The following is a 19,462-nucleotide window of genomic DNA, read 5'->3' as shown; positions in this document are numbered from 1 at the left end:
CACCCCGGCCCCCGCGCCCACCCGGGTCACTACCCCCCGCCCCGGCCTCCCCCCCGCCCCGGTCCCCCCCTGCGGGCGGCGGGCGGGGCGCCCCGGGGCGCCGCGGCCCCCACCGCTCCCCTCAGCGGGCGCCGAAGACCTGGGTCCAGTACGGGCCGCCCTGGGAGTGGATGCCGACGCCTATCTCCTTGAAGTCGCAGTTCAGGATGTTCGCGCGGTGGCCCGGGCTGTTCATCCAGGACTCCATGACCTGCTCGGGCGAGCTCTGCCCCATGGCGATGTTCTCGCCGTACGTCGACCACGGGTACCCGGCCGCCGTCACCCGCTCCCCCGGGCCGGCGCCGTCGGGGTTGGTGTGGTCGAAGAAGTCGCGGGCCGCCATGTCGTCGGAGTGGCCCTGCGCCGCCCGGGTGAGGGTCGCGTTCGCGCTCAGCGGGCCGCAGCCGGCCTTGGCGCGCTCCGCGTTGACCAGGGCGACGACCTGGTCGGCCTCGGAGCTCGGGCCCTGGTCGTTCTGACCGGCGCCCGTCCCGGTCCCGGCCTCGTCGCCGGAGCCGGTGCCCGAGCCGGGCCTGCTCGGGCGGGTGTCGGGGGTGGGCGCCGCGGTGCGCGGCGGGGTGGTCTTCACCGGGGCGGGCTTGGCGGTGCGGACCGGACGGGGGGAGGCGGTGGTGGGACGCGCGCTGGGCGTGGCCGACGCGGAGGGGCGCGCGGTGGCGGACTTCGAGGCGGACGGCGAGCCGCTCGGGGTCGCCTCGGTCGGCGTCCCGGAGTGGGTGGACGGATCCTGGTCGAGGGGCAGGTCGAGCTCGGGTGCGGTCACCCGGTTCGCCTCCAGGACCTCGTCGTCCCCGCCGCGGCCTCCCGACAGCGAGAACGCCCCGCCCGTGACCGCCATGACGACGACGCCGGCCGCGATGACGGCGCGGCGCCGGCTCCGCTCCTGCGTCTGGCGGCGGCGCCGGAGGGCCGCGCGCGTGCCGTGCCGGCCGGGCGCCGCGGAGGCGGGGGCCGAGCGCGGCGGGTGGGGGCGTCCGTGGCCCGCCTGGCCGGCCAGGACGAACGGCTCGGTCAAGTCGGCCGTCTGCTCGTGCCCGGACCCGCCGAGGGGGGCGGTCGCGGAGGGGTCGGCGTACTCCGGGGCGGGGTACGGGGCGGCATCGGCGGCCACGTACGCGTCGGGGGCGAAGCCGTGGGCGGCGGGCGCGGCGGCGGAGGCGGCCGCCCGTCCGCGCGCGGCCTCGTCCGCTCCGGCCGCCCCCACGGGGGAGGCGGCGGACAGCAGGACCTCGGCGGGGACCAGGGCGTGCCAGCGGGGGGCGCAGTGCCCGCAGCCGAGGGTGTGGTGGGCGAGGTGGTCGCGCCACGGGGCGGAGGGCCGGCCGTCCCAGTCCGCGGCCTCCCGGCCGAGGAAGGGGCAGGCGGGGTTCCCGGCGAGGGCGGCGGCGACGACCCGGCCGGCGTCGAGCCGGGCCCGTACGGCCTCGAACCGGGCCGGCGCCTCCTCGGCGGGCCACCTGAGTGCGGCCGCCGTCTCGTAGCGGGTCAGTTCGCCCGCGCACTCCAGCCACCACAGGGCCAGCAGTTCCCCGTCGTCCGGGTCGAGCCAGCGGGCCGCCTCGGTGATCTCGTGGGCCGGTCCGTGCCCGGGCCCCTGCCCGCCGGGCGTGCCGTCCCCGTGGGCGTACCCGGCCGGCTGCTGGTGCCGGTGGCGCCGGATCCCGTCCACGGCGATGGCGACCAGCCAGGGCCGGAAGACCCCGGGGTCGGTCAGGGCGGGGAGGCCGTCGAGGGCGCGCAGCATCGTCTCCCGTACGACGTGCTCGACGTGATCGGCACCGTGGCGGCCGTTCATGGCGACCGCCACGGTGGTGTGGACCAGGGGCAGGTGGGCGGTGACCAGCTGCTCACGCGCCCACGGGTCGCCGTTCCGCGCCGCGAGGACCAGCTCCGTGTCCCGCTCGATTCCTGTGCTCTGCCGCACGCCGACCGTCCCGTTCGTTGGAGGTGATTGCGCATGGGAGAGCCTGGAGCGGGACGCGGATAACGGAAACCCGGGAGACGGCGAAAGTGACGTGAGTCACTCGGGCCCCATGGGACCTGTGGGGTCGGCCGGGTCAGTGGTGGTGGGCGCCCCCGGAGGTCCCGGCGGCGGGTTCGCCCGCCGCCTCCGTCCTCGCCGCCCCGTGCGTCCCGTGGTCGCCGTGACCCGGCACGGTGCCGTCCGGCTTGGCCACCAGGAACAGCCCGGCCATGCCCATGTCGGAGTGGCTCTGGACGTGGCAGTGGTACATCCAGGCGCCGGCGCCGACGTGTTCGCCGGCGATGACCTGGAAGCCGAACGAGTCCGCGGGTCCGGTGATCTTGTTGTCGATGATCCGGCTCACGTCCTCGGGGCCGGCGAGGAGCCCGGTGCGGTTGTCGGCCCACCGGTGACCGTGCATGTGGAACGTGTGGTAGTACTCGCCGTGCGTGATCATGACGATCTCCACCCGGTCGCCCACGGTGGCCAGGAAGTCGGGCGGCTCCGCAGCCGGCCGGTTGTTGATCGTCATGTCGTTGAAGACGATGGTGAACTGCCTGTCCGGCAGGATGTCGCCCTTGCGGCGCACCACCAGGCCGCCGTAGAGGCCCTTGCGGATGCCGCCGGTGCCGTGGTCCGTGCCCACGACGTGGTCGTGGTAGTGCCAGTAACCGGCACTCCCGGGCCGCCAGGTTCCGTCGGGGCGGCGGCCGGGGGCATGGGTCCGCCAGGTGTACGTGCGGGTGGCGCCCGCCTCGACGTGGCTCCCGCTCATCCGGGTGCCGTCGTTGTCGATGTCGTAGTCCACGCCGTGCGCGTGGAGGCTGACGGGGACGTCCATCAGGTTCTCGAACGCGATGTGGAGGGTGTCGCCCTCGTTGAGCTCGATGAGCGGGCCGGGCACGGAGGCCTTGCCCTTCTCCAGGCCGTACCCCATACGTCCGTCGGCCAACTTCTCGGCGTACAGCGTGAGATGGCGTACCTGGCCGCCGGCCGGGGCAGTCCTCAGCGGGGCCGCCGCGGCGGTGGCGTCGGGTGCGGCACTGGAGGCGGATGCGAGGGACAACGATGTCACGCCGGTCGCGGCGACGGCCCCGCCCGCGAGCAGGCGGCGGTTGAAGCTGCGTCTGTCCATGTCGAACTCTCCGGTCTTCAGAGGAGATTGACGGGCTGCGGGGCCGACGGGGGCTCCTGGGGACGGCCCACACCGTAGCGGGGCGCCGACTGTTTATCCACACTCAGGACAAAGTTCGTCCGGTTGCGGTCATAGCCCTTGGCGAACCGTGCAAAGAGGTCTAGCTTCAACGGCTGTCGTTGTGACCTCAGAGGGATGGGTGACCCATGAAGCGCACACCACATCACCGGTCGAGAGCGAGAACGGGCCTCTTCGTGGCGGCACTCGGGGCGGGAGCCCTGACCGCCTCGCTGCTCGGCGGCGGCCCCGCCGCCGCCAAGCCGGATCCGGGCCCGCCGTCGGCCGAGGCGGCGACAACGTTATCGCTGCCGTCGCCACCCGGCGGCGCGAACGTCCGGGTCCTCGTCTTCCACGGGTCCGCGACGGCCGAGTCCCCGACGGTCGACGCGGGCATCGCGGCCGTCGAGAGCATCGGCCTCACCGGCCCGGCCGCCGGCCGCTTCCGTACGGTGGCCACCGACGACCCGGCCGTCTTCACCGACGCCGAGCGGCTCGGCACGTACAACGCGGTGGTCTTCCTGACCGGCGGCGGCGATGTGCTGGACCCCGAGCAGGAAGCGGGCCTGGAGGCCTACATGGAGGCGGGCGGCGGCTTCGTCGGCGTCCACGAGGCCGCCCGCACCGAGCCCTACTCCAGCTGGTTCACCGGCCTGATCGGGGCCCGGCCGACCGGCGCGCCGAGCGGCACGCAGCGCGCGGTCGTGGAGGTCGGCGACCGGCAGCACCCGGCGACGAAGTCCCTTCCGCTGGAGTGGAAGCGGCCCGACAAGTGGTTCAACTGGGACCGCAACCCGTCCGGCACCGTGCACACCGTCGCACGCGTCCGGGAGGCCTCCTACCAGCCCGCGGCCCGACCCAACGGCTGGGACCACCCGGTCTCCTGGTGCCGCGACTACGACGGCGGCCGGTCCTTCTACACCGCCATGGGCGGCACCGTCGACAGCTACGCCGAGGCGGACTTCCGCGACCACCTGCGCGGCGCGATCGCCTGGACCGCGCGGATCTCCCGGGCGGACTGCAAGGCGACCATCGACGCGAACTACACGGCGGAGCGCGTCACCAAGCCCAACCAGCCCGGCCAGAACGACCAGATCGGCGAACCGCACGGTCTCGTCGCCGCTCCCGACGGCCGCGTCCTGTACATCGGCCGCGGCGGCGCGGACGCGAGCGTGCCGGTGGTCACCGACTGGAACGACCCGGACATCGGCAAGGGCAACGGCGAGATCCACGTCTACGACCCGAGGACCAAACAGGTCACCAAGGCCGGGGCGCTCACCGTCTTCGGCAACAAGGGCGGCGGCGACGAACTCGTCAAGAACGAGGAGGGGCTGCTCGGCATCGAGCTCGACCCCGCCTTCATGACCAACGGCTGGGTCTACCTCCACTACACACCGCACTCCCGGATCGACCGCGTGGAGCACATGGGCGAACGACGGGTCTCCCGCTTCACCCTCGACCTCGCGACGAACCGGCTCGACCTGGCGAGCGAGAAGGTGCTGCTGAGCTGGCCGGTCCAGATCCACAGCTGCTGCCACGCGGGCGGCGGGATGGCCTGGGACTCCAAGGGCAATCTGTACATCGCCACCGGGGACACCAACTCGTCCGGTTCCAGCGGCGGTTACTCGGGCAACAACCCCGCCCCGAACTTCCGGGGCGTCTCCTTCGCGGACGCCCGCCGCACCGCGGGCAACACCAACGACCTCAACGGGAAGATCCTGCGGATCCACCCCGAGCCCGACGGCACGTACACCCTCCCCGCCGGCAACCTCTTCACCGGCGAGGAGAGCGACGAGGGCGGCGGCAGGACCCGGGGCGAGATCTACGTGATGGGGGTCCGCAACCCCGCGCGGATCTCCGTCGACCGGCAGACCGACATCCTCTACGCGGGCTGGGTCGGCCCCGACGCGGGCGCGCCGTCGACGACCTGGGGCCCGGCGAAGTACGACACGTTCGCCGCGATCACCAGGGCGGGCAACCACGGCTGGCCGTACTGCATGGGCAACAAGCAGCCGTACCGCGACCGGGGCCTCGCCGACCCGGCCAAGCCGCTCGGCTGGTACGACTGCGACGCCCCGAGGAACGAGTCGCCGAACAACGACGGCCTGGTGAAGCTGCCGCCGGTGACCGGGAACACCATCTGGTACTCGCCCCAGGGCGGCGGCGTCGACTACCCCAGGGACGCGAACGGCGTCCCGAGCTACAAGCAGGAGGAGCAGAGGCTGCTGCTGCCCTGGCTCAAGGGCGGCGGGCAGGCGACCATGAACGGTCCGCTGTACCGGTACGACGCGGCGAGCGACTCGACGGTCAAGTGGCCCTCGTACTGGGACGGCAAGTGGTTCGTCGGCGACTTCTACGACGGCGACCAGCCGCGGCACGCCGTGCTCACCGATCCCAGGACCGTCGGCAGGGGCGGGCTGCCGGTGCACGCCGAGTCCCTCAAGAAGATCATCCCGGTCGGGCAGGGCGGCATCCGCAACCTGATGGACTGGAAGTTCGCCCCGGACGGTTCGCTGTACGTCCTCGACTACGGGCGGGGCTTCTTCACCTCCCACCCCGACTCCGCGCTATGGCGCGTGACCTACACGGGCGGCGGGCCCACCCCCGCCGCGGACCAGCTGGCAAGGAGGGCGGCGCGGTGATGCTCACGAGAAGCGGAGGCGCGAGGCTGTGGGCGGCGCTGCTGGCCGCCGTGGCGATGGTCGTCGGCCTGACCTCGGCCGCCGCCTACGGCAGGGCGGACGACGCCCGCCGCGGCGGGGACGGGACCCGGGCCGCCGCCCAGGTGCTGACCTGGAAGGCCGGCGACCCCATCGACCACTACCTGGAGTTCCCCACCACGGCGACGGCCGGTCCGACGACCATCGTCTTCGAGAACAGCACGACCACGGGCAACACGACCGGCATGCCGCACACCCTGACGTTCGACGTCTCCGACCCGGAGTACAACAACGACGTCCCGCTCAACATCCTGGCCAACCCGGGCGACGCGAACGGCGGCCGGCACACGGCCGAGGTGACGCTGACCCCGGGCCGCTACCTGTTCAAGTGCACCATCCCCGGGCACGGCCAGATGCAGGGCGTCCTCACCGTCACCGAGGGCGGCGGAGAGGACACCACCGCACCGGACACCACCGCGAAGGTCGAGGGCGACCGCAACGCCGACGGCGCCTACGTCGGCCAGGCGACGGTCACCCTGGCCGCGACGGACGCCGGGTCGGGCGTGGAACGGGTCGAGTACGCGGTCGGCGCGGACGGCCCGTGGCAGCCGTACACGGTCCCGGTCGTCGTCGACACGGTCGGCGCGCACACCCTGCGCTACCGGGCCACCGACAAGGCGGGCAACACCGCCGCCGAGAAGACGGCCGTGTTCTCGGTCGTCGCCCGGCCCACCGACGACACGACCGCGCCGGAGACCTCGGCGACCGTGTCGGGCGAGCGCGACGACCAGGGCCGCTACCTCGACATGGCGACCGTGACGGTGACCGCCTCCGACACCGGCTCGGGCGTCAACACCATCGAGTACGCGATCGGCGACGGCGCCTGGCAGCCGTACACCGCTCCCGTGATGGTGCACCAGGTCGGCGACCACACCGTCCGCTACCGGGCGACGGACAAGGCTGGCAACAGCGCCGCGGTGAAGTCGGCGGCCTTCACGGTCGTCGCGCAGCCCGATCCCGACACCACCGCACCCGAGGCGGCCGCCTCCGTCACCGGGACGCGCGACTCCGGCGGCGCGTACCTCACCAGCGCCACCGTCACCGTGTCGGCGTTCGACGCGGACTCGGGCGTCGACCGGATCGAGTACTCGCTCGACGCCGGCCCGTACCTGGCGTACACCACCCCGGTGATCGTCGACCGCGTCGGCCACCACACGGTGCTGTACCGGGCGACGGACAAGGCCGGCAACACCTCCGCGGCCCGGAGCGCCTCCTTCACCGTCGCCGAGGGCGGCGGGGTGCCGGCGCCGGACTGCCCGGAGTTCGACGAGCGCCCGACGGTCTCCGTCGGGACGGTCGACACCGGTGTCCCGAACCGGATGACCAACCGCCGCTGCACCGTCAACGAGCTCATCGAGGACGAGAAGGACTGGTCCTCGCACGCGCTGTTCCTCAAGCACGTCGACACGGTGGTCGACCGGCTCCTCGCCGACGGTGTCATCGACACCCGCGAGCACCGCAGGATCTATCGCGCCGCCAAGGAGTCGGGCATCGGGAAGCCGGGACGGACGGAGGGGTACCGCGACCTGTTCGACGGCTCCGCGGCGAGCTTCTCGAAGTGGCAGCACGTCGGCGGCGGAAAGTTCGGGCTGAGCGCGGACAGGGCCATGACCAGCAGCACCACGGTGCCGGGCATGGGCATGCTGTGGTTCCCGCAGCGGCAGTACGGCGACTTCTCGCTCAAGCTCCAGTGGCGCGACGACGCCCCCGGCGCCGGCAACGCCAACGGCGGGGTCTTCGTCCGCTTCCCGTGGGTCCACGACAACCCGGAGGAGCCCCGCCCCGAGTGGGTCGCCATCAAGTACGGCCATGAGATCCAGGTCCTCGACCGGCCCGACGGCGACATGTACAAGACGGGCTCGCTGTACGGCTTCGACCGGGTCGGCCTCGCCGGTGCCGGGGTGACGCCCAAGGGCACCTGGAACGACTACGAGATCCGGGTGGAGAGCCAGCACTACTCGGTCTTCCGCAACGGCCGGCTGATCAACGAGTTCGACAACACCGGCGGCCGGGTCTTCGAACCGCCGCGCGGCGACGACCCGGGCACCGACGGCCGGCGCTACGCCTCCGGCTACATCGGGCTCCAGGTCCACGGCACGACGGACGTGATCTCCTACCGCGACATCCGGATCAAGGAACTCTAGAAGGAGCGACCGCGCGAGGGCCCCTCTCCCGGACGGGAGGAGGGGTCCTCGTGGTGCGTGCGTCACGTGGGCAGGTTCTGCTCCGCCCACACCACCTTCCCGGAGACCGTCCGGCAGGAGCCCCAGCGGCGGCACAGCATGTTGATGAGCTGGAGGCCCCGGCCCCCCTCGTCGCTGAGATCGGCGTGCTGGATCTGGGGCAGGTCGGGGCCCGTGTCCGAGACCTCCACGACGAGGCGCTCCCCGCGGAGCAGGCGGAGGCGGCCGGGTCCGTTGCCGTAGCGCAGTGCGTTGCCCACGAGTTCCGAGACGACCAGTTCGCAGACGTCGGCGAGCTCCGCCAGGTCCCAGGCGTCCAGCTGGTCGGTGACCAGTCCGCGGGCGACGGACGCGGCCCGGCCCTCCCGCGGCAGCTGCCATTCGCGCAGCTCGCCCGGGGTGGATCCGGCCGTGGTCGTCGCGACGAGGAGCACGGCCTCGTCGAAGCGGCTGGAGTCGGTCGGGGCGCGGTCGGTCAGACCGCCGCGTTCCAGGGCCTCGGGGGTGAGGCCGCGGGCCGCCGAGCGCAGCAGCTCCAGCTGGTGGTCGAGGTCGGCGTGCCGGGACTTGACGAGGCCGTCGGTGTACATGACGAGATGGGCGCCGGCCGGGACCTCCAGGCGGACCGGGTCGTACGGGATGACCCCCGCGCCGAGGGGCGCGCCGATCGGTACGTCCACGAAGGCCGCGGATCCCTCGCCGTCGACGAGCAGCGGGGGCAGATGGCCGGCGCTGGCCAGCGTGTAGGTGGAGTCGGCCGGGTCGTGGACCGCGCAGAGGAAGGTGGCGACCTGCTCGTCCTCCAGGTCGCGGGTGGCGAGGTCGAGCCGGGCGAGGACGCGCTCCGGCGCCATGTCGAGGGTCATCAGGGTCCGGGCGACGGCGCGCAGCCGCCCCATGGTGGCGGCGGCGGGCAGTCCGTGGCCCATGACGTCGCCGACCATGAGGGCCGTCCGTCCGCCGGGCAGGGCCATCACGTCGTACCAGTCGCCTCCCACTCCGTGGTGGGCCGTCGACGGGGTGTACTCGGCGTGGATCCGCAGGCCCGGCGTCACCGGGGTCGCGCGGGGCAGGAGGCTGCGCTGGAGGGAGACGACGTGCTCGCGCTCGCGTCCGTACAGCCGGGCGTTGTCGATGTAGACGGCGGCCTGGGAGGCGAGCTGCTCGGCCACGGCGAGGTCCGTCGAGGAGAACGGGGGCGTCCCCCGGCCGCGTACGAAGTCCGCGCTGCCGAGCAGCAGCCCGCGGGCGATCAGCGGCACCGCCAGGTAGCTGTGGACGCCCGCGGCGCGCATCTTCGCCGCGGCGCTCTCGGTGGGCGCGACGCGCAGGAAGTCCTCGTGGCGCATGCGGCTGAGCAGGACGGGCCGGCCCTGTCGCAGGCAGTAGCGGTGGAGGAGGGTCTCGTGGGCCTCCTCGGTGCGGACGAAGGTCTCGCCGACCGGGGTGGGCTCCAGGGAGGCCAGCTCGTCGACGAAGCTGAGCGCGGTGGCGCGGAGGACCGGGATGCCCGTCCCCGTCCAGCGCGAGCCCTCCTCGCCCCGCAGGACGCTCTCCAGGATGTCGACGGCGGCGCCGTCGGCCAGGACGGGCACGGTGAAGTCGGCCAGTTCCCGGGCGGTCCGCTCCAGGTCGAGCGTGGTGCCGATCCTGGCGCCCGCGGAGTTCAGCCAGGCGAGCCGGCCGCGGGTGGTGAGGCGGTCGAGGGGGACCTCGCCGTGGCTGCGGCCGAGCCGTCCGCGGGCGCCGGCCGAGCGGAGGACCGAAGCGCCCTTTCCGGCCGAGGCACGGCGGGCAAGGCTCCGCCGTCCGTTGCCATCGTTCACTCTTTCGGCCTCCAGACAGAAACTCGTCCGCTGTTGGTGCACATCATGCACCCGCCTCCCCCTCCTGGCCGATCATCGCGACACGTCCTTTCACTGCCTTGCGGCGCAAGACAGTGCCCGACTACCATGCACCGCATGACAAAGGAGCCGTCGAACGCCGGTGACCAGCGGCGCAGCCAGCTCCTGCGCGGCGTCCTCGACCTGTGCCTGCTGTCGCTCATCGCCGAACGGCCCCGGTACGGATACGAGTTCGTCGAGGCGCTCACGGAGAGCGGGCTGGAACTCGTCGGTGAGGGCAGCATCTATCCGCTGCTGGCCCGGATGGAGCGGGCGGGGCTCGTCGAGCCGTTCCGCGCGCCGTCGTCCAGCGGCGGGGCGCCGCGCAAGTACTACCGGCTGTCCGAGGCGGGCCGGGCCGAGCTGGAGCACGGCCGGGCCGTGTGGCAGGGATTCACCGCCCAGGCCGACCGGATCCTCACTCGAACGACCCACGGGGGAACGACACCATGACCAACGAGCACGTCCTCGCGGTCTGCCGCAGCAACTGGGAGTACCGGGGCCTGGACGACGCGGCGGTCCGCGAGATGCTGGCCGAGCTCCGGGCCCACCTGGAGGACGCCGAGGCCGCCGGCCGCACCCCGGAGGACGTCGTCGGACAGGACGTCAAGGCCTTCGCCGCGTCCTGGGCCCGGGCCCGGACACCGCTGCGCCTGCGGCTGCTGAGGATGGCGGCGCTGGTCCCGCTCGTCGTCGGCGTCCTGCTGCTGCTCTCCCACCTCGTGCACCGGACGACGGTCGTGGACATCGACGCGGGACGGCTCGCCTTCTGGCTGAGCATCGGCGCGGCCACCGTGGTCCTCGAACTGCGCCGGGGCAGCCTCGGCTTCGGCAAGGGGTGGCTCGTCGCGCTGGCCGTGGGACTTCCGGTGCTGTTCCTGACGCAGCGCCTGGTGGGCGAGGAGACGCTGTTCCTGCTGCCCCTGTGGGGCACCGTCCTGCTGACCCTGCCCGGCCTCGCGTACCTCGTCGCCGAGCGGCGGAGGCGCGCGCCCCGCACCGCGGCGTCCTGAGCCGCCCCCGGGCTCACCCGCACGGCCCGGCAGGGATGCCCGACGGCCGCCCAGCGTGAACGCTGGAGGCACGGGCCGGGCCGAGAGGTGGGACACGGGATGAGCCAGGACGGCAGCGGCGGCAAGCGGGCGACGGGATCCGGCAGGCGTGCCGCCGCGCGGCTCCTGGCCCGGATCGCGGTGCTCGCCGCGGTCGGCTCGCTGGTCCTCCTGGGGTTCGCGATCGGCGACGGCGGCCTCGTGGTCCTGCTGGCCGGTCTGCTCGGGATCGTCCTATGCGCCGCCGGAGCCTGGTGGTTCGTGGCGCACCGCGGCGCGGTCCGTCTCCTCGGCGCGTTCGTCGCGATCGCCGCGCCGGTCGGCTTCGTGACGCTCCTCTCCCATGACGGCCTCTGGCGCCCCGCGCTGGCGCTGGTCCTGTGCTGGGGCGTCGTGGTGGCCTGCGCGCGGGCCGCGCTCCGCAAGGCCCGCCCACGGCGCAGGACCCGCGTCTTCCCGGCCTCCCCGCCCCGTCGGGCCTTCCTCATCATGAACCCGAGGTCGGGGGGCGGGAAGGTCGGCCGCTTCCAGCTCGTCGAGCGGGCCGAGGCCCTGGGAGCCCGGGTGACCGTGCTCGATCCCGACGCCCCTGCCGACGTGGCCGAGCTGGCCCGCGAGGCGGTGGCCGGGGGCGCCGACCTGCTCGGCGTCGCCGGCGGCGACGGCACCCAGGCCCTGGTCGCGGCCGTCGCCGCCGAGCACGACCTGCCGTTCCTCGTCATCTCCGCCGGGACCCGCAACCACTTCGCCATGGACCTCGGCCTCGACCGCGCCGATCCCGCGCGCTGCCTCGACGCGCTGACGGCCGGCGAGGAACTGCGGGTCGACCTCGGCGACGTCGACGGCCGGCCGTTCGTCAACACCGTGTCGTTCGGCGTCTACGCCGACGTCGTGCAGCACCCCGACTACCGCGACGCCAAGGCGGGCACGGCCCTGACCATGATGCCGGACCTGCTGGTCGGCGAAGGGGTGCGCCGCCTCGACGCGCGGATCGACGACGCGCCGCTGGCGTCCCAGCAGGCGCTCCTCGTCAGCAACAACGCGTACACCTCGCCCGACGTGCTCAGCGGCGGCGGCCGCCGGCCCAGCCTCGACGACGGCGAGCTGGGCGTGCTGGGCATCAGGGTGGAGGGCGCCGCCGAGGCCGCGGACCTCGCGGTGCGCGGCGCGCAGTCCACCGGGCTGACCGTCACGACCGCCCGCCGCGTCGAGGTGACGGCCACCGTCGCGGGCGACGAGGGGACGGGCGGCGCGGAGACGGACGCCGCCGCGGCGGAGGACCCGGGGCCGGACCGCGCCGGTGCGGACGGCCCGGGCTCCGGCGGGTCCGGAGCGGACGTCTCCCGTACGGACGAGATCCCCGTGGCGGTCGACGGCGAGGCCCTGCGCATGGCCACACCGGTCGTCTGCACCCTGCGCCCGGGCGCCCTGCGGGTCCTCGTGCCGCGCGACCGTCCCGGCGTCGCCGATCCCGCCCCGCGGGTGGACTGGCGGCGGCTGGTCGACCTCGCCTTCGGCCGCCCCGTGCCGGACGTCCCGGGGCGGGACGGCTGAGCATCCGCGGAGACCGCGGGCCCCCGCGTCGCCCCGCACGGTACGGCCCGGGAGAATGGCCGCCCGGGTGTGCCGCGGACGGACGCGGTCGTGGCCCGGTCGAGCGGAGAGACGAAGGATCGATGACGCTGACAGTGGGCCGGCGCGTGCGGCTGGCGGTGGAGCTCGCCCTGGCGGGGCAGGCGGCACCGGTCGGGGAGGACCCCGCGGAGCCCGCGGCCGCGGTGGGCTTCCTGGCCCTGCCGGCGGGGACGGAGGGCACCGTGGAAGAGGTGGCCGACGACCGCCGGGAGAGCGAGGAGGTGCGTGAGTACGCACGGCTCGCCTCGCTGCTCGACTCCTTCGGCCACCAGATGCCCCCGGCCAGCAGGGCGCAGCTGGAGGAGAGGATCGCCTCCCTGGAGCCGGCGTGGACCGCCCACCAGGAGGCGGAGGTCCCCGTGCGGGTGCGCGTCCGGCTGGACAACGGTTTCGTCCTGCGCGACACGGCCGGGCACGTCTTCGTCGCGCTCTGACGCCCCGACACCCACTGGGGGGTCGGCTCCGGCGTCCCCGTCCGCCGGAGCGGTCACCGCCCGCCGGTCGGCACGGGCCGCCTGATCAGATAGGCGGCGGCGGAGGCGACGAGCACCAGCATGCAGGCGATGAACACCAGCCCCGCCCCCTCCAGGCCGAGCGGGTCGGCCAGCACGCCGACGCCGATCACCGGGATGGAGATGCCGGTGTACGCGACGACGAACAGCGTCGAGATCACCGCCGCCCGCCGGTCCGGGGGCGCCGCGGCGGCGACCGAGGCCAGGGCCGCGCGGAAGGCGAGGCCCTGGCCCACGCCGCCCACCACCGCGGCGAGGACGACGAACGCCAGGACGTCCGTGAAGAGGGCCACGGCGAGGAGGACCAGTCCGCCGAAGAGCACCGCGCACCCCAGCGGCAGCGAGCGGGCCACCCCGACCCGGTCGACGGCGAGCTGCCCGGCGGTGGACGCGAAGAACGCGAGGGCGACGACGACCCCGCTCACCGCGTGGTTGTCGACGTGCAGGTAGCGGGCGAGGAACGCGGGGCTCACCGAGGTGAAGACCCCGAACAGGGCGAATCCCACGAACGACGCGATCGCCGCCGGCACGAACACCGCCCGCACCTGCGGCGGCAGCGCGGGCGGCCGGGGCCTTACGGCCGCCGGTCCGCGCCGGTCGCGTACGGTCTCGGGGAGCCACACCAGCACGCCCAGGGAGACCGCCACCAGGCCGAGGTGCACGGCGAACGGCAGGACGAGGGGCTCGGGGGCGTACTCCGCGAGCAGTCCGGCGAGCAGCGGCCCGCACCCGAGTCCGCCCATGTTGGCGGCCGTCGCCACCAGGGTCGCCCGCGACCCGCCGCCCTGAGGCGCGAGTTCCATGACGTACGCCGTGGCGGCCCCGGTGAAGAGGCCGGCCGATAGACCGGAGAGGAGCCGGCCCGCGTACAGCCAGCCCAGGGCGTCGGCGATCAGGAAGCAGACCGCGCTGGCCGCCGCGAACCCCAGGCCGAGGAAGAGAGCCGGGCGTCTGCCGACGGTGTCCGAGGCGTTGCCCGCGAGGAGGAGCACCCCGATGACCCCGAAGGCGTACACGGCGTAGACGACCGTCACCGTCAGCTCGGAGAACCCGAACTTCTCCTGGTAGAGCGGATACAGCGGGGTCGGCAGCGTGGTGCCGGCCATGCACACGACGAACACGGCACCGGCGAGCAGGCAGCGCAGCCAGCCCCGGCGGTCCTCCTCCGTGCCCCGGTCGTCCGTCGCCCCACGATCGCGCTCCACGTCCCGCTCACCTTCCATGCAGCGGACCGTATCCCCGACGGCGGCCGCCCCGCGGGTGCGAACTGCGGCAACCGCGCGGACGTCACCCGGTCGAGGAGCCGGCGCGGTGACGCGGAGGTGCCGCACCGCCCGGCCCCGGAGGGATCGGGGCGGTGCCGCGGACCCGCCGTCGCCGCCGCCGGACGGCCGCTCCGGCGGCGTGCGGCGGCCCCTCGGCGCCGGGGTCCGGCCGGTCCGCTACGAGGCGGCCGGCTCGCGCTCGCGCGGGATGCGCTCCCCGGCCTCGACCGCGACCGGCAGCCGGTTCTCGGCCGGCGGCAGCGGGCAGGTCGCGAAGTCGGTGTACGCGCACGGGAGGTTGGTGGCGCGGTTGAAGTCGAGCAGGACCTCGCCGTCGGGTCCGGGCGCGTCGATCCGCAGGCTGCGGTTGGCCGCGTACGTGGTGACGCCCGAGGTCTCGTCGGTGAAGAGGACCGTGAAGCCGCCGGGGGTGTAGCCGTTGAAGGCGATCAGTTCCAGGTCCCGTCCTGCCAGCCGGAAGGTGATGCTGCCGGGTGCGTCGTAGACGTGCTGCAGTCCCTCGACGGAGGCGCCGACCGTGGTCGGCCGGGGCGCGTCGAAGGGGACGTAGCGGCCGGTGACGGCCCAGCGCGGTGCGGGCGCGTACGCCGGGGTCCCGGCGAACGCGACCCGCAGCGGGTGCCCGGGGTGCCGGGGCCGGACGATGTCGTGGCCGCCTCGCCGGGCGACCTCGATCACGGCGACGCCCCAGACGGCGTCGACGCCGCCGCGTTCCGGGATGGCGCCGAAGGCGTACCGCCCCCGCACGACCGCCCCGTCGACGACGAGTTCCTCCCCCTCGCCGAGCTCCACGGTCACGCCGTCGGGGCCGGTCGACCAGAGCCCGGGGGCGTCCGGGAGGCGCTGTGCCTCGTCGGTGAGCCAGTGCAGGCCGGTGATCGCGAGGAAGCCGTGCTCGGCGGCGAGCCGGGCGTCCTTGTCGCGGTGCCACTCCTCCCATGCCGCGGTGAAGGCCTCGGCGTCGGGGTCCGCCGCCTCGGTGGCGGGCGCGGGGGTGTCGTTGACGGTCATGGGCGGGTCCTCCTGGTGTCGTCTGCTGCGTCGCGAACGGGGGTGCACCGGGAGGCCCTCGCGCCCGCCCGTGGCGACGGGCCGGGACGGGCGGGTCGCACGGTGGTGCTCGGGGGTGACGGGGGCTCGGAGGTCGCGCGGGCGACGGCCGGCTGCCGGGACGAGGGCCTCGGGTCAGCCGGAACAGGACGTGGTCGTGACGCGCACGTAGTCCACGTGGCGGCGCGTCACGAGCAGGGTCATGCCGCAAGCAAAGCACAACCGCCCGGCCCCGGACCAGTGGTCCCCGTCGCGGGATGGCCGGGCGGGTGGCCGGCGTAGGCCGTACGGGGGCCGGTACCGCTCCTGTCCGGCCCCGCCCGGACAGCAGCGACCGGAGCCGCCGGTCCGCCCGGCGGCTCCGGCGGCTCCGGGGGCTCCGGGGGCTCCGGCGGCTCCGAGGGCTCCGGGGGCTCCGGCGGGTGCTAACGGCCCTGGAGTGCCTTCACGTTGTCGCCGAAGGTCCAGCCCTTGGACCCGTCCCAGTTCGCCGACCAGGTCATCAGGCCCTTGAGCGCCCCGCCGTAGTGGTTCCACGCCTGCGCCACGAGCGACGGGGCCATGTGGCCGCCGCCCGCGCCCGGCTGGGCGGGGAGGCCGGGGACCTGCTTGTCGTACGGCACCCGGATCGTGGTGCCCTGGATCACGAGGCCCCGGTTCAGGCAGTCGGTCTGCGCGACGAACCCGGCGACGGTCCCCGCCGCGTAGGAGTCGCCCGAGCATCCGTACATGCTGCCGTTGTAGTACTGCATGTTGAGCCACCAGAGGCGCCCGTTGTCCGCGTACTTCTTCACGATCGGCAGGTACGCGCCCCAGATCGAGCCGTAGACGACGCTGCCTCCGGTGACGTACGCCGTCTCCGGTGCCATCGTCAGCCCGAACCCGGCGGGCATGCGGGCGAGGACGCCGTCGATGATGTACACCAGGTTGGCCTGCGAGGTGGACAGGGTGCCGATGCTGCCGCTGCCGACCAGGCCGGTCTCGATGTCGATGTCGATCCCGTCGAAGTTGTACGTCTTGAGGATCGGCACGACGGTCGCGATGAACCGGTCGGCGACGGCACGGGAGTTGAGGTCGATGCCCGCGGTCGCCCCGCCGATCGACAGGAGGAGCGTCGCCCCCGCCGCCTTGGCGTTGCACATCTGCGCCGGGGTGGAGACCCGGACCGTGCTGTCCATGCCGTCCTCCCACAGCACCGTTCCGTCCGAACGGATCACGGGGAAGGCGGCGTTGATGACGTTGTAGCCGTGGGCCTTGAAGCGCGGGTCGTCGATGGGCGCCCAGCCGAAGGGCGGGTGGACGCCGTTGGCCGCCCCGTCCCAGTTCTCCCAGTAGCCCTGGAGCACCTTGCCGGTGGGCTTCTGCTTGAGGGCACAGGTGTCCGCGGTGGGGGCGGACGGGGCGGCCGTGGCGGAGGGCGCCGCGAGGGCGGCGGCCGCGAGCAGGGTGGCGAGGCCCGCTCCGAGGAGTCGGGCGATCCGGGGCGCTGGCATGCGTGCTCCTGGGGACGTGGGGGGATGGTCCTGGGCGATGGCGCGCGCTCCAGCAGACCGTAGGTTGGTCCAGACCATTCGTCAACCACCCTCGCGGTCAGCGGCGTTGGACCGGAGCCCCCCACTCCCCCGCCCCGTCAGCGCGTCACGCGGTGTGCAGGGTCAGGCCGTAGCGGCCGAGGATCTCGTTCACCGGCTGGAACCACGTCTCCCCGCCGGACGAGCAGTTGCCCCAGCCGCCGGAGGTGACGCCCTGCGCCTGGTCGCCGCTGATGAACGCGCCGCCGGAGTCGCCGCCCTCCGCGCACACACTGGTCTTGGTCATCTGGTGTACCGCGCCCTGGCTGTAGTTCACCGTCTCGTTCTTGGCCAGCACGCTGCCGCAGTGCCACTTGGTCGTGGAACCGGAGCGGCAGATCGACGCGCCGATCGGGGCCTCGGCCGAGCCCCTGACGAGCCGGTCCGACGTCACCCCCCAGCCGAACACCACGGGCACCGTCCACCAGCCGCTGTGGATGCTCACGTACGCGTAGTCGTTCCCGGGGAACGAGGAGCCCTGGAAGGTGCCCATCGCGGAGCCGTCCCACCCGCGGACCGCCGCACCGGCGCCGCCGCAGTGCCCCGCGGTGACGAAGCCGCCGTGCACGGAGAAGCCGATGGAACAGCGGACGTTGCCGGTGTAGTAGGGGTCTCCGCCGACGGTCCCGGCGGCGTAGGTGCGGGGTGCCGCGGCCGTCTCGGCGACGGTGACGGGTCCGGTCGCGCGGGCCCGCTCGACGAAGGCGCGGACGGCCGGGGCGTTCCGGTCGGCGCGCACGACGGTGACCACGACGCTGTTGGAGCGCGGGTCCACGTGCCAGCCGGCCACGCCGCTCGGGGCGGACCGGGCGTCGAGCCGGGCCTTGGCGCGGTCGAGCGCGGCGGCGCTGTGCCGGACGAGCCTGGTGTCGGCGCCGAGCGCCTCGACCTCGGCCCGCTCCGCGCGGTCGGTGAGGGCGACGACGAGACGCCCGGTGCCGGCGTCGAACCACGAGCCTCCGTAGCTGCCGCCGGCGGTCTTCCTGGCCGCCGACTCGACGCGCGTCGCGGTGCGTTCGGCCGCCAGCCGCTCCTCGGCCTGCCGCTCGGTGAGCCCGAGGTCCTGGCGCATGGCGTCGAGCAGTCCCGCCGAGGCGGTGGGCGGGGCCGCGGTGGGGACGGCGCTCGCGGGCATCGCCTGGGCGGCGCCGAGTCCGACGGTGAGCAGCAGGGCCGCCGCGGCGGCGCGCAGGGCGGACGTTCGTTTCACAGGAGCCTCCTAGTGGGGTGAGCAGGCGCTGAGAGCGCTCTCAAGCGAGCGCGGAAGCCACCGTAGCGATACTCCACTTGTCAGGTCCATACCATGACCGGAGATTCCGGCCCTGCACCGTCCCCGCGACCGGGAGCGAGGCCGCCGACCGCGCGGGGCGGCTCGGCGGCCTCGCGGCAGGCCGGAGGGGCCCGGCCCGTCACGACGACGGACCGGGCCCCCCTCGGTTCCCCGGGGACCGGCCGGGTCAGACCCGGTCGGCCGCGATCAGGACGTACTGGAAGGAGCCGTCCTTGTACGAGTTGATGAACGCCTCCTCGATGCCGGTGACCAGGGACGAGGTGGCACGCAGCTCCCAGTAGGGCAGCGTGTCCGGGGTCAGGTCGATGACGGCCTGCGGGACCAGCCGGTTGTCGGCCATCGCGCGCAGGTACTCGCGGCGGGAGTGGATGTTGCACTCGAAGTGCGCGTTGATCTGGGAGACCCACTTCGAGGGCTGGCCGTACCGCGGGTTCCAGCAGCCGGTGATGGTCACGTAGCGGCCGCCGACCTTCAGGAACCGGGAGTGCTCGGCGAAGAGGTCGTCGAGGTCGACGTACATGCTCGACTCGTTGTTCCACGAGGCGGCGATGCTGCCCTTCTCGAACGGCGTGTCCAGCATGTTGCACACCTGGGCGTGGACGTGGTCGTCGATGCCCAGCTCCTTCGCGCGCCGGTTGCCGAAGTCGGCCTGCGTGGAGGAGAGCGTGACGCCCTCCACCTTGCAACCGAAGCGCTGGTGGGCCATCACGCTCGAACCGCCGCGCCCGCAGCCGGCGTCCACGAGCGTGTCCTCCCGGCCGATGACCCCCAGGTTGTCCAGGAGGACCTCGGTCTGCGCCGACTCCAGCCGGTGCAGCTCGGCGATCAGCCGCTTCTCGTAGGCGCCGTCCTCGGTGCTGCCGAGGGCGGCGTGGTCGACGTCGCCGATGCCGTAGTGGTGGTGGTAGAGCCCGTCGACGTCGCCCAGGCGCAGGTTGACCGGCCTGGCCTCGTCGTTCCAGTAGCGGGCGATGTCGCCCTGGTACGGCGTCGCCGGGGACGGGATGAACGCGGAGGTGCCGGAGACGGAGGTGAACTCGGTGCTGGTCACAGATAATTCCATT

14 protein-coding genes are annotated in these 19,462 nt (G+C 73.8%); 6 read left to right on the top strand and 8 right to left on the bottom strand.

The window, feature by feature from the left end:
* Nucleotides 1-121 precede the first annotated feature (121 nt).
* Complete coding sequence (locus ACF09E_RS34480; RefSeq protein WP_392210084.1) at nt 122-1,984, bottom strand: CAP domain-containing protein; 1,863 nt, start codon at nt 1,982-1,984, stop codon at nt 122-124.
* Between the two features lie 133 nt (nt 1,985-2,117).
* Nucleotides 2,118-3,158 (bottom strand): multicopper oxidase domain-containing protein, encoded by a 1,041-nt coding sequence (locus tag ACF09E_RS34475; protein WP_392210082.1) that lies wholly within the window; start codon nt 3,156-3,158, stop codon nt 2,118-2,120.
* A gap of 206 nt (nt 3,159-3,364) precedes the next feature.
* Between ACF09E_RS34475 and ACF09E_RS34470 the strand changes: the two genes are divergently transcribed.
* Together ACF09E_RS34470 and ACF09E_RS34465 are read left to right on the top strand one after the other, a co-directional pair.
* Complete coding sequence (locus tag ACF09E_RS34470; RefSeq protein WP_392210080.1) at nt 3,365-5,857, top strand: ThuA domain-containing protein; 2,493 nt, start codon at nt 3,365-3,367, stop codon at nt 5,855-5,857.
* Nucleotides 5,857-8,079: an OmpL47-type beta-barrel domain-containing protein gene (locus tag ACF09E_RS34465; protein ID WP_392210078.1), complete on the top strand. Its 2,223-nt coding sequence runs from the start codon at nt 5,857-5,859 to the stop codon at nt 8,077-8,079. Before ACF09E_RS34470 ends, ACF09E_RS34465 begins: the two co-directional genes overlap by 1 nt.
* Nucleotides 8,080-8,141: 62 nt before the next feature.
* Here the strand turns inward: ACF09E_RS34465 and ACF09E_RS34460 are convergent, their stop codons facing one another.
* The gene (locus ACF09E_RS34460) at nt 8,142-9,944 is read right to left on the bottom strand and encodes a SpoIIE family protein phosphatase (RefSeq protein WP_392210076.1); all 1,803 of its coding nucleotides are present in this window, start codon (nt 9,942-9,944) and stop codon (nt 8,142-8,144) included.
* 135 nt (nt 9,945-10,079) lie between these two features.
* On the opposite strand from ACF09E_RS34460, the gene ACF09E_RS34455 reads away from it, so the two are divergent.
* The 4 genes from ACF09E_RS34455 (at nt 10,080) to ACF09E_RS34440 (ending at nt 13,122) form a co-directional block, all read left to right on the top strand.
* Nucleotides 10,080-10,454 carry a PadR family transcriptional regulator gene (locus tag ACF09E_RS34455; protein WP_392210073.1) on the top strand — a complete coding sequence of 125 codons (375 nt, stop codon included), beginning with the start codon at nt 10,080-10,082 and terminating at the stop codon, nt 10,452-10,454.
* Nucleotides 10,451-11,014 (top strand): hypothetical protein, encoded by a 564-nt coding sequence (locus tag ACF09E_RS34450; RefSeq protein ID WP_392210072.1) that lies wholly within the window; start codon nt 10,451-10,453, stop codon nt 11,012-11,014. The genes ACF09E_RS34455 and ACF09E_RS34450 overlap by 4 nt, the downstream gene beginning before the upstream one ends.
* Nucleotides 11,015-11,113: 99 nt before the next feature.
* The gene (locus ACF09E_RS34445; protein ID WP_392210070.1) at nt 11,114-12,607 is read left to right on the top strand and encodes a diacylglycerol/lipid kinase family protein; all 1,494 of its coding nucleotides are present in this window, start codon (nt 11,114-11,116) and stop codon (nt 12,605-12,607) included.
* A 122-nt stretch (nt 12,608-12,729) separates the two neighbouring features.
* Complete coding sequence (locus ACF09E_RS34440) at nt 12,730-13,122, top strand: hypothetical protein (protein WP_392210068.1); 393 nt, start codon at nt 12,730-12,732, stop codon at nt 13,120-13,122.
* Nucleotides 13,123-13,175: 53 nt separating this feature from the next.
* Here the strand turns inward: ACF09E_RS34440 and ACF09E_RS34435 are convergent, their stop codons facing one another.
* From ACF09E_RS34435 to ACF09E_RS34415, 5 genes are all read right to left on the bottom strand, one after another.
* On the bottom strand, nt 13,176-14,306 hold the full coding sequence (locus ACF09E_RS34435; protein WP_392210090.1) for an MFS transporter: 1,131 nt from the start codon (nt 14,304-14,306) through the stop codon (nt 13,176-13,178).
* A gap of 336 nt (nt 14,307-14,642) precedes the next feature.
* Nucleotides 14,643-15,497 carry a DUF1684 domain-containing protein gene (locus ACF09E_RS34430; protein WP_392210066.1) on the bottom strand — a complete coding sequence of 285 codons (855 nt, stop codon included), beginning with the start codon at nt 15,495-15,497 and terminating at the stop codon, nt 14,643-14,645.
* Nucleotides 15,498-15,961: 464 nt separating this feature from the next.
* On the bottom strand, nt 15,962-17,029 hold the full coding sequence (locus tag ACF09E_RS34425) for a chitinase (RefSeq protein ID WP_392210064.1): 1,068 nt from the start codon (nt 17,027-17,029) through the stop codon (nt 15,962-15,964).
* A 145-nt stretch (nt 17,030-17,174) separates the two neighbouring features.
* Nucleotides 17,175-18,317 carry a S1 family peptidase gene (locus ACF09E_RS34420; RefSeq protein ID WP_392210062.1) on the bottom strand — a complete coding sequence of 381 codons (1,143 nt, stop codon included), beginning with the start codon at nt 18,315-18,317 and terminating at the stop codon, nt 17,175-17,177.
* Between the two features lie 247 nt (nt 18,318-18,564).
* A complete protein-coding gene (locus ACF09E_RS34415; protein ID WP_392210060.1) occupies nt 18,565-19,461 on the bottom strand; it encodes a geranyl diphosphate 2-C-methyltransferase in 897 nt (298 codons plus the stop codon).
* Between the last annotated feature and the right edge of the window lies 1 nt (nt 19,462).

Origin of the sequence: Streptomyces sp. NPDC014891, assembly GCF_043081085.1 — a bacterium.
GTDB lineage: Bacteria > Actinomycetota > Actinomycetes > Streptomycetales > Streptomycetaceae > Streptomyces.
The sequence above is the reverse complement of the archived record's forward strand: the minus strand, read 5'-3'. Positions and strand labels throughout refer to the sequence as shown.

Coding starts and splice junctions, on each gene's coding strand:
- ACF09E_RS34475 (WP_392210082.1), bottom strand. CDS start 3,158: ATGGACAGACGCAGCTTCAACCGCCGCCTGCTCGCGGGCGGGGCCGTC.
- ACF09E_RS34470 (WP_392210080.1), top strand. CDS start 3,365: ATGAAGCGCACACCACATCACCGGTCGAGAGCGAGAACGGGCCTCTTC.
- ACF09E_RS34465 (WP_392210078.1), top strand. CDS start 5,857: ATGCTCACGAGAAGCGGAGGCGCGAGGCTGTGGGCGGCGCTGCTGGCC.
- ACF09E_RS34455 (WP_392210073.1), top strand. CDS start 10,080: ATGACAAAGGAGCCGTCGAACGCCGGTGACCAGCGGCGCAGCCAGCTC.
- ACF09E_RS34450 (WP_392210072.1), top strand. CDS start 10,451: ATGACCAACGAGCACGTCCTCGCGGTCTGCCGCAGCAACTGGGAGTAC.
- ACF09E_RS34445 (WP_392210070.1), top strand. CDS start 11,114: ATGAGCCAGGACGGCAGCGGCGGCAAGCGGGCGACGGGATCCGGCAGG.
- ACF09E_RS34440 (WP_392210068.1), top strand. CDS start 12,730: ATGACGCTGACAGTGGGCCGGCGCGTGCGGCTGGCGGTGGAGCTCGCC.
- ACF09E_RS34435 (WP_392210090.1), bottom strand. CDS start 14,306: ATGGCCGGCACCACGCTGCCGACCCCGCTGTATCCGCTCTACCAGGAG.
- ACF09E_RS34430 (WP_392210066.1), bottom strand. CDS start 15,497: ATGACCGTCAACGACACCCCCGCGCCCGCCACCGAGGCGGCGGACCCC.
- ACF09E_RS34425 (WP_392210064.1), bottom strand. CDS start 17,029: ATGCCAGCGCCCCGGATCGCCCGACTCCTCGGAGCGGGCCTCGCCACC.
- ACF09E_RS34415 (WP_392210060.1), bottom strand. CDS start 19,461: ATGGAATTATCTGTGACCAGCACCGAGTTCACCTCCGTCTCCGGCACC.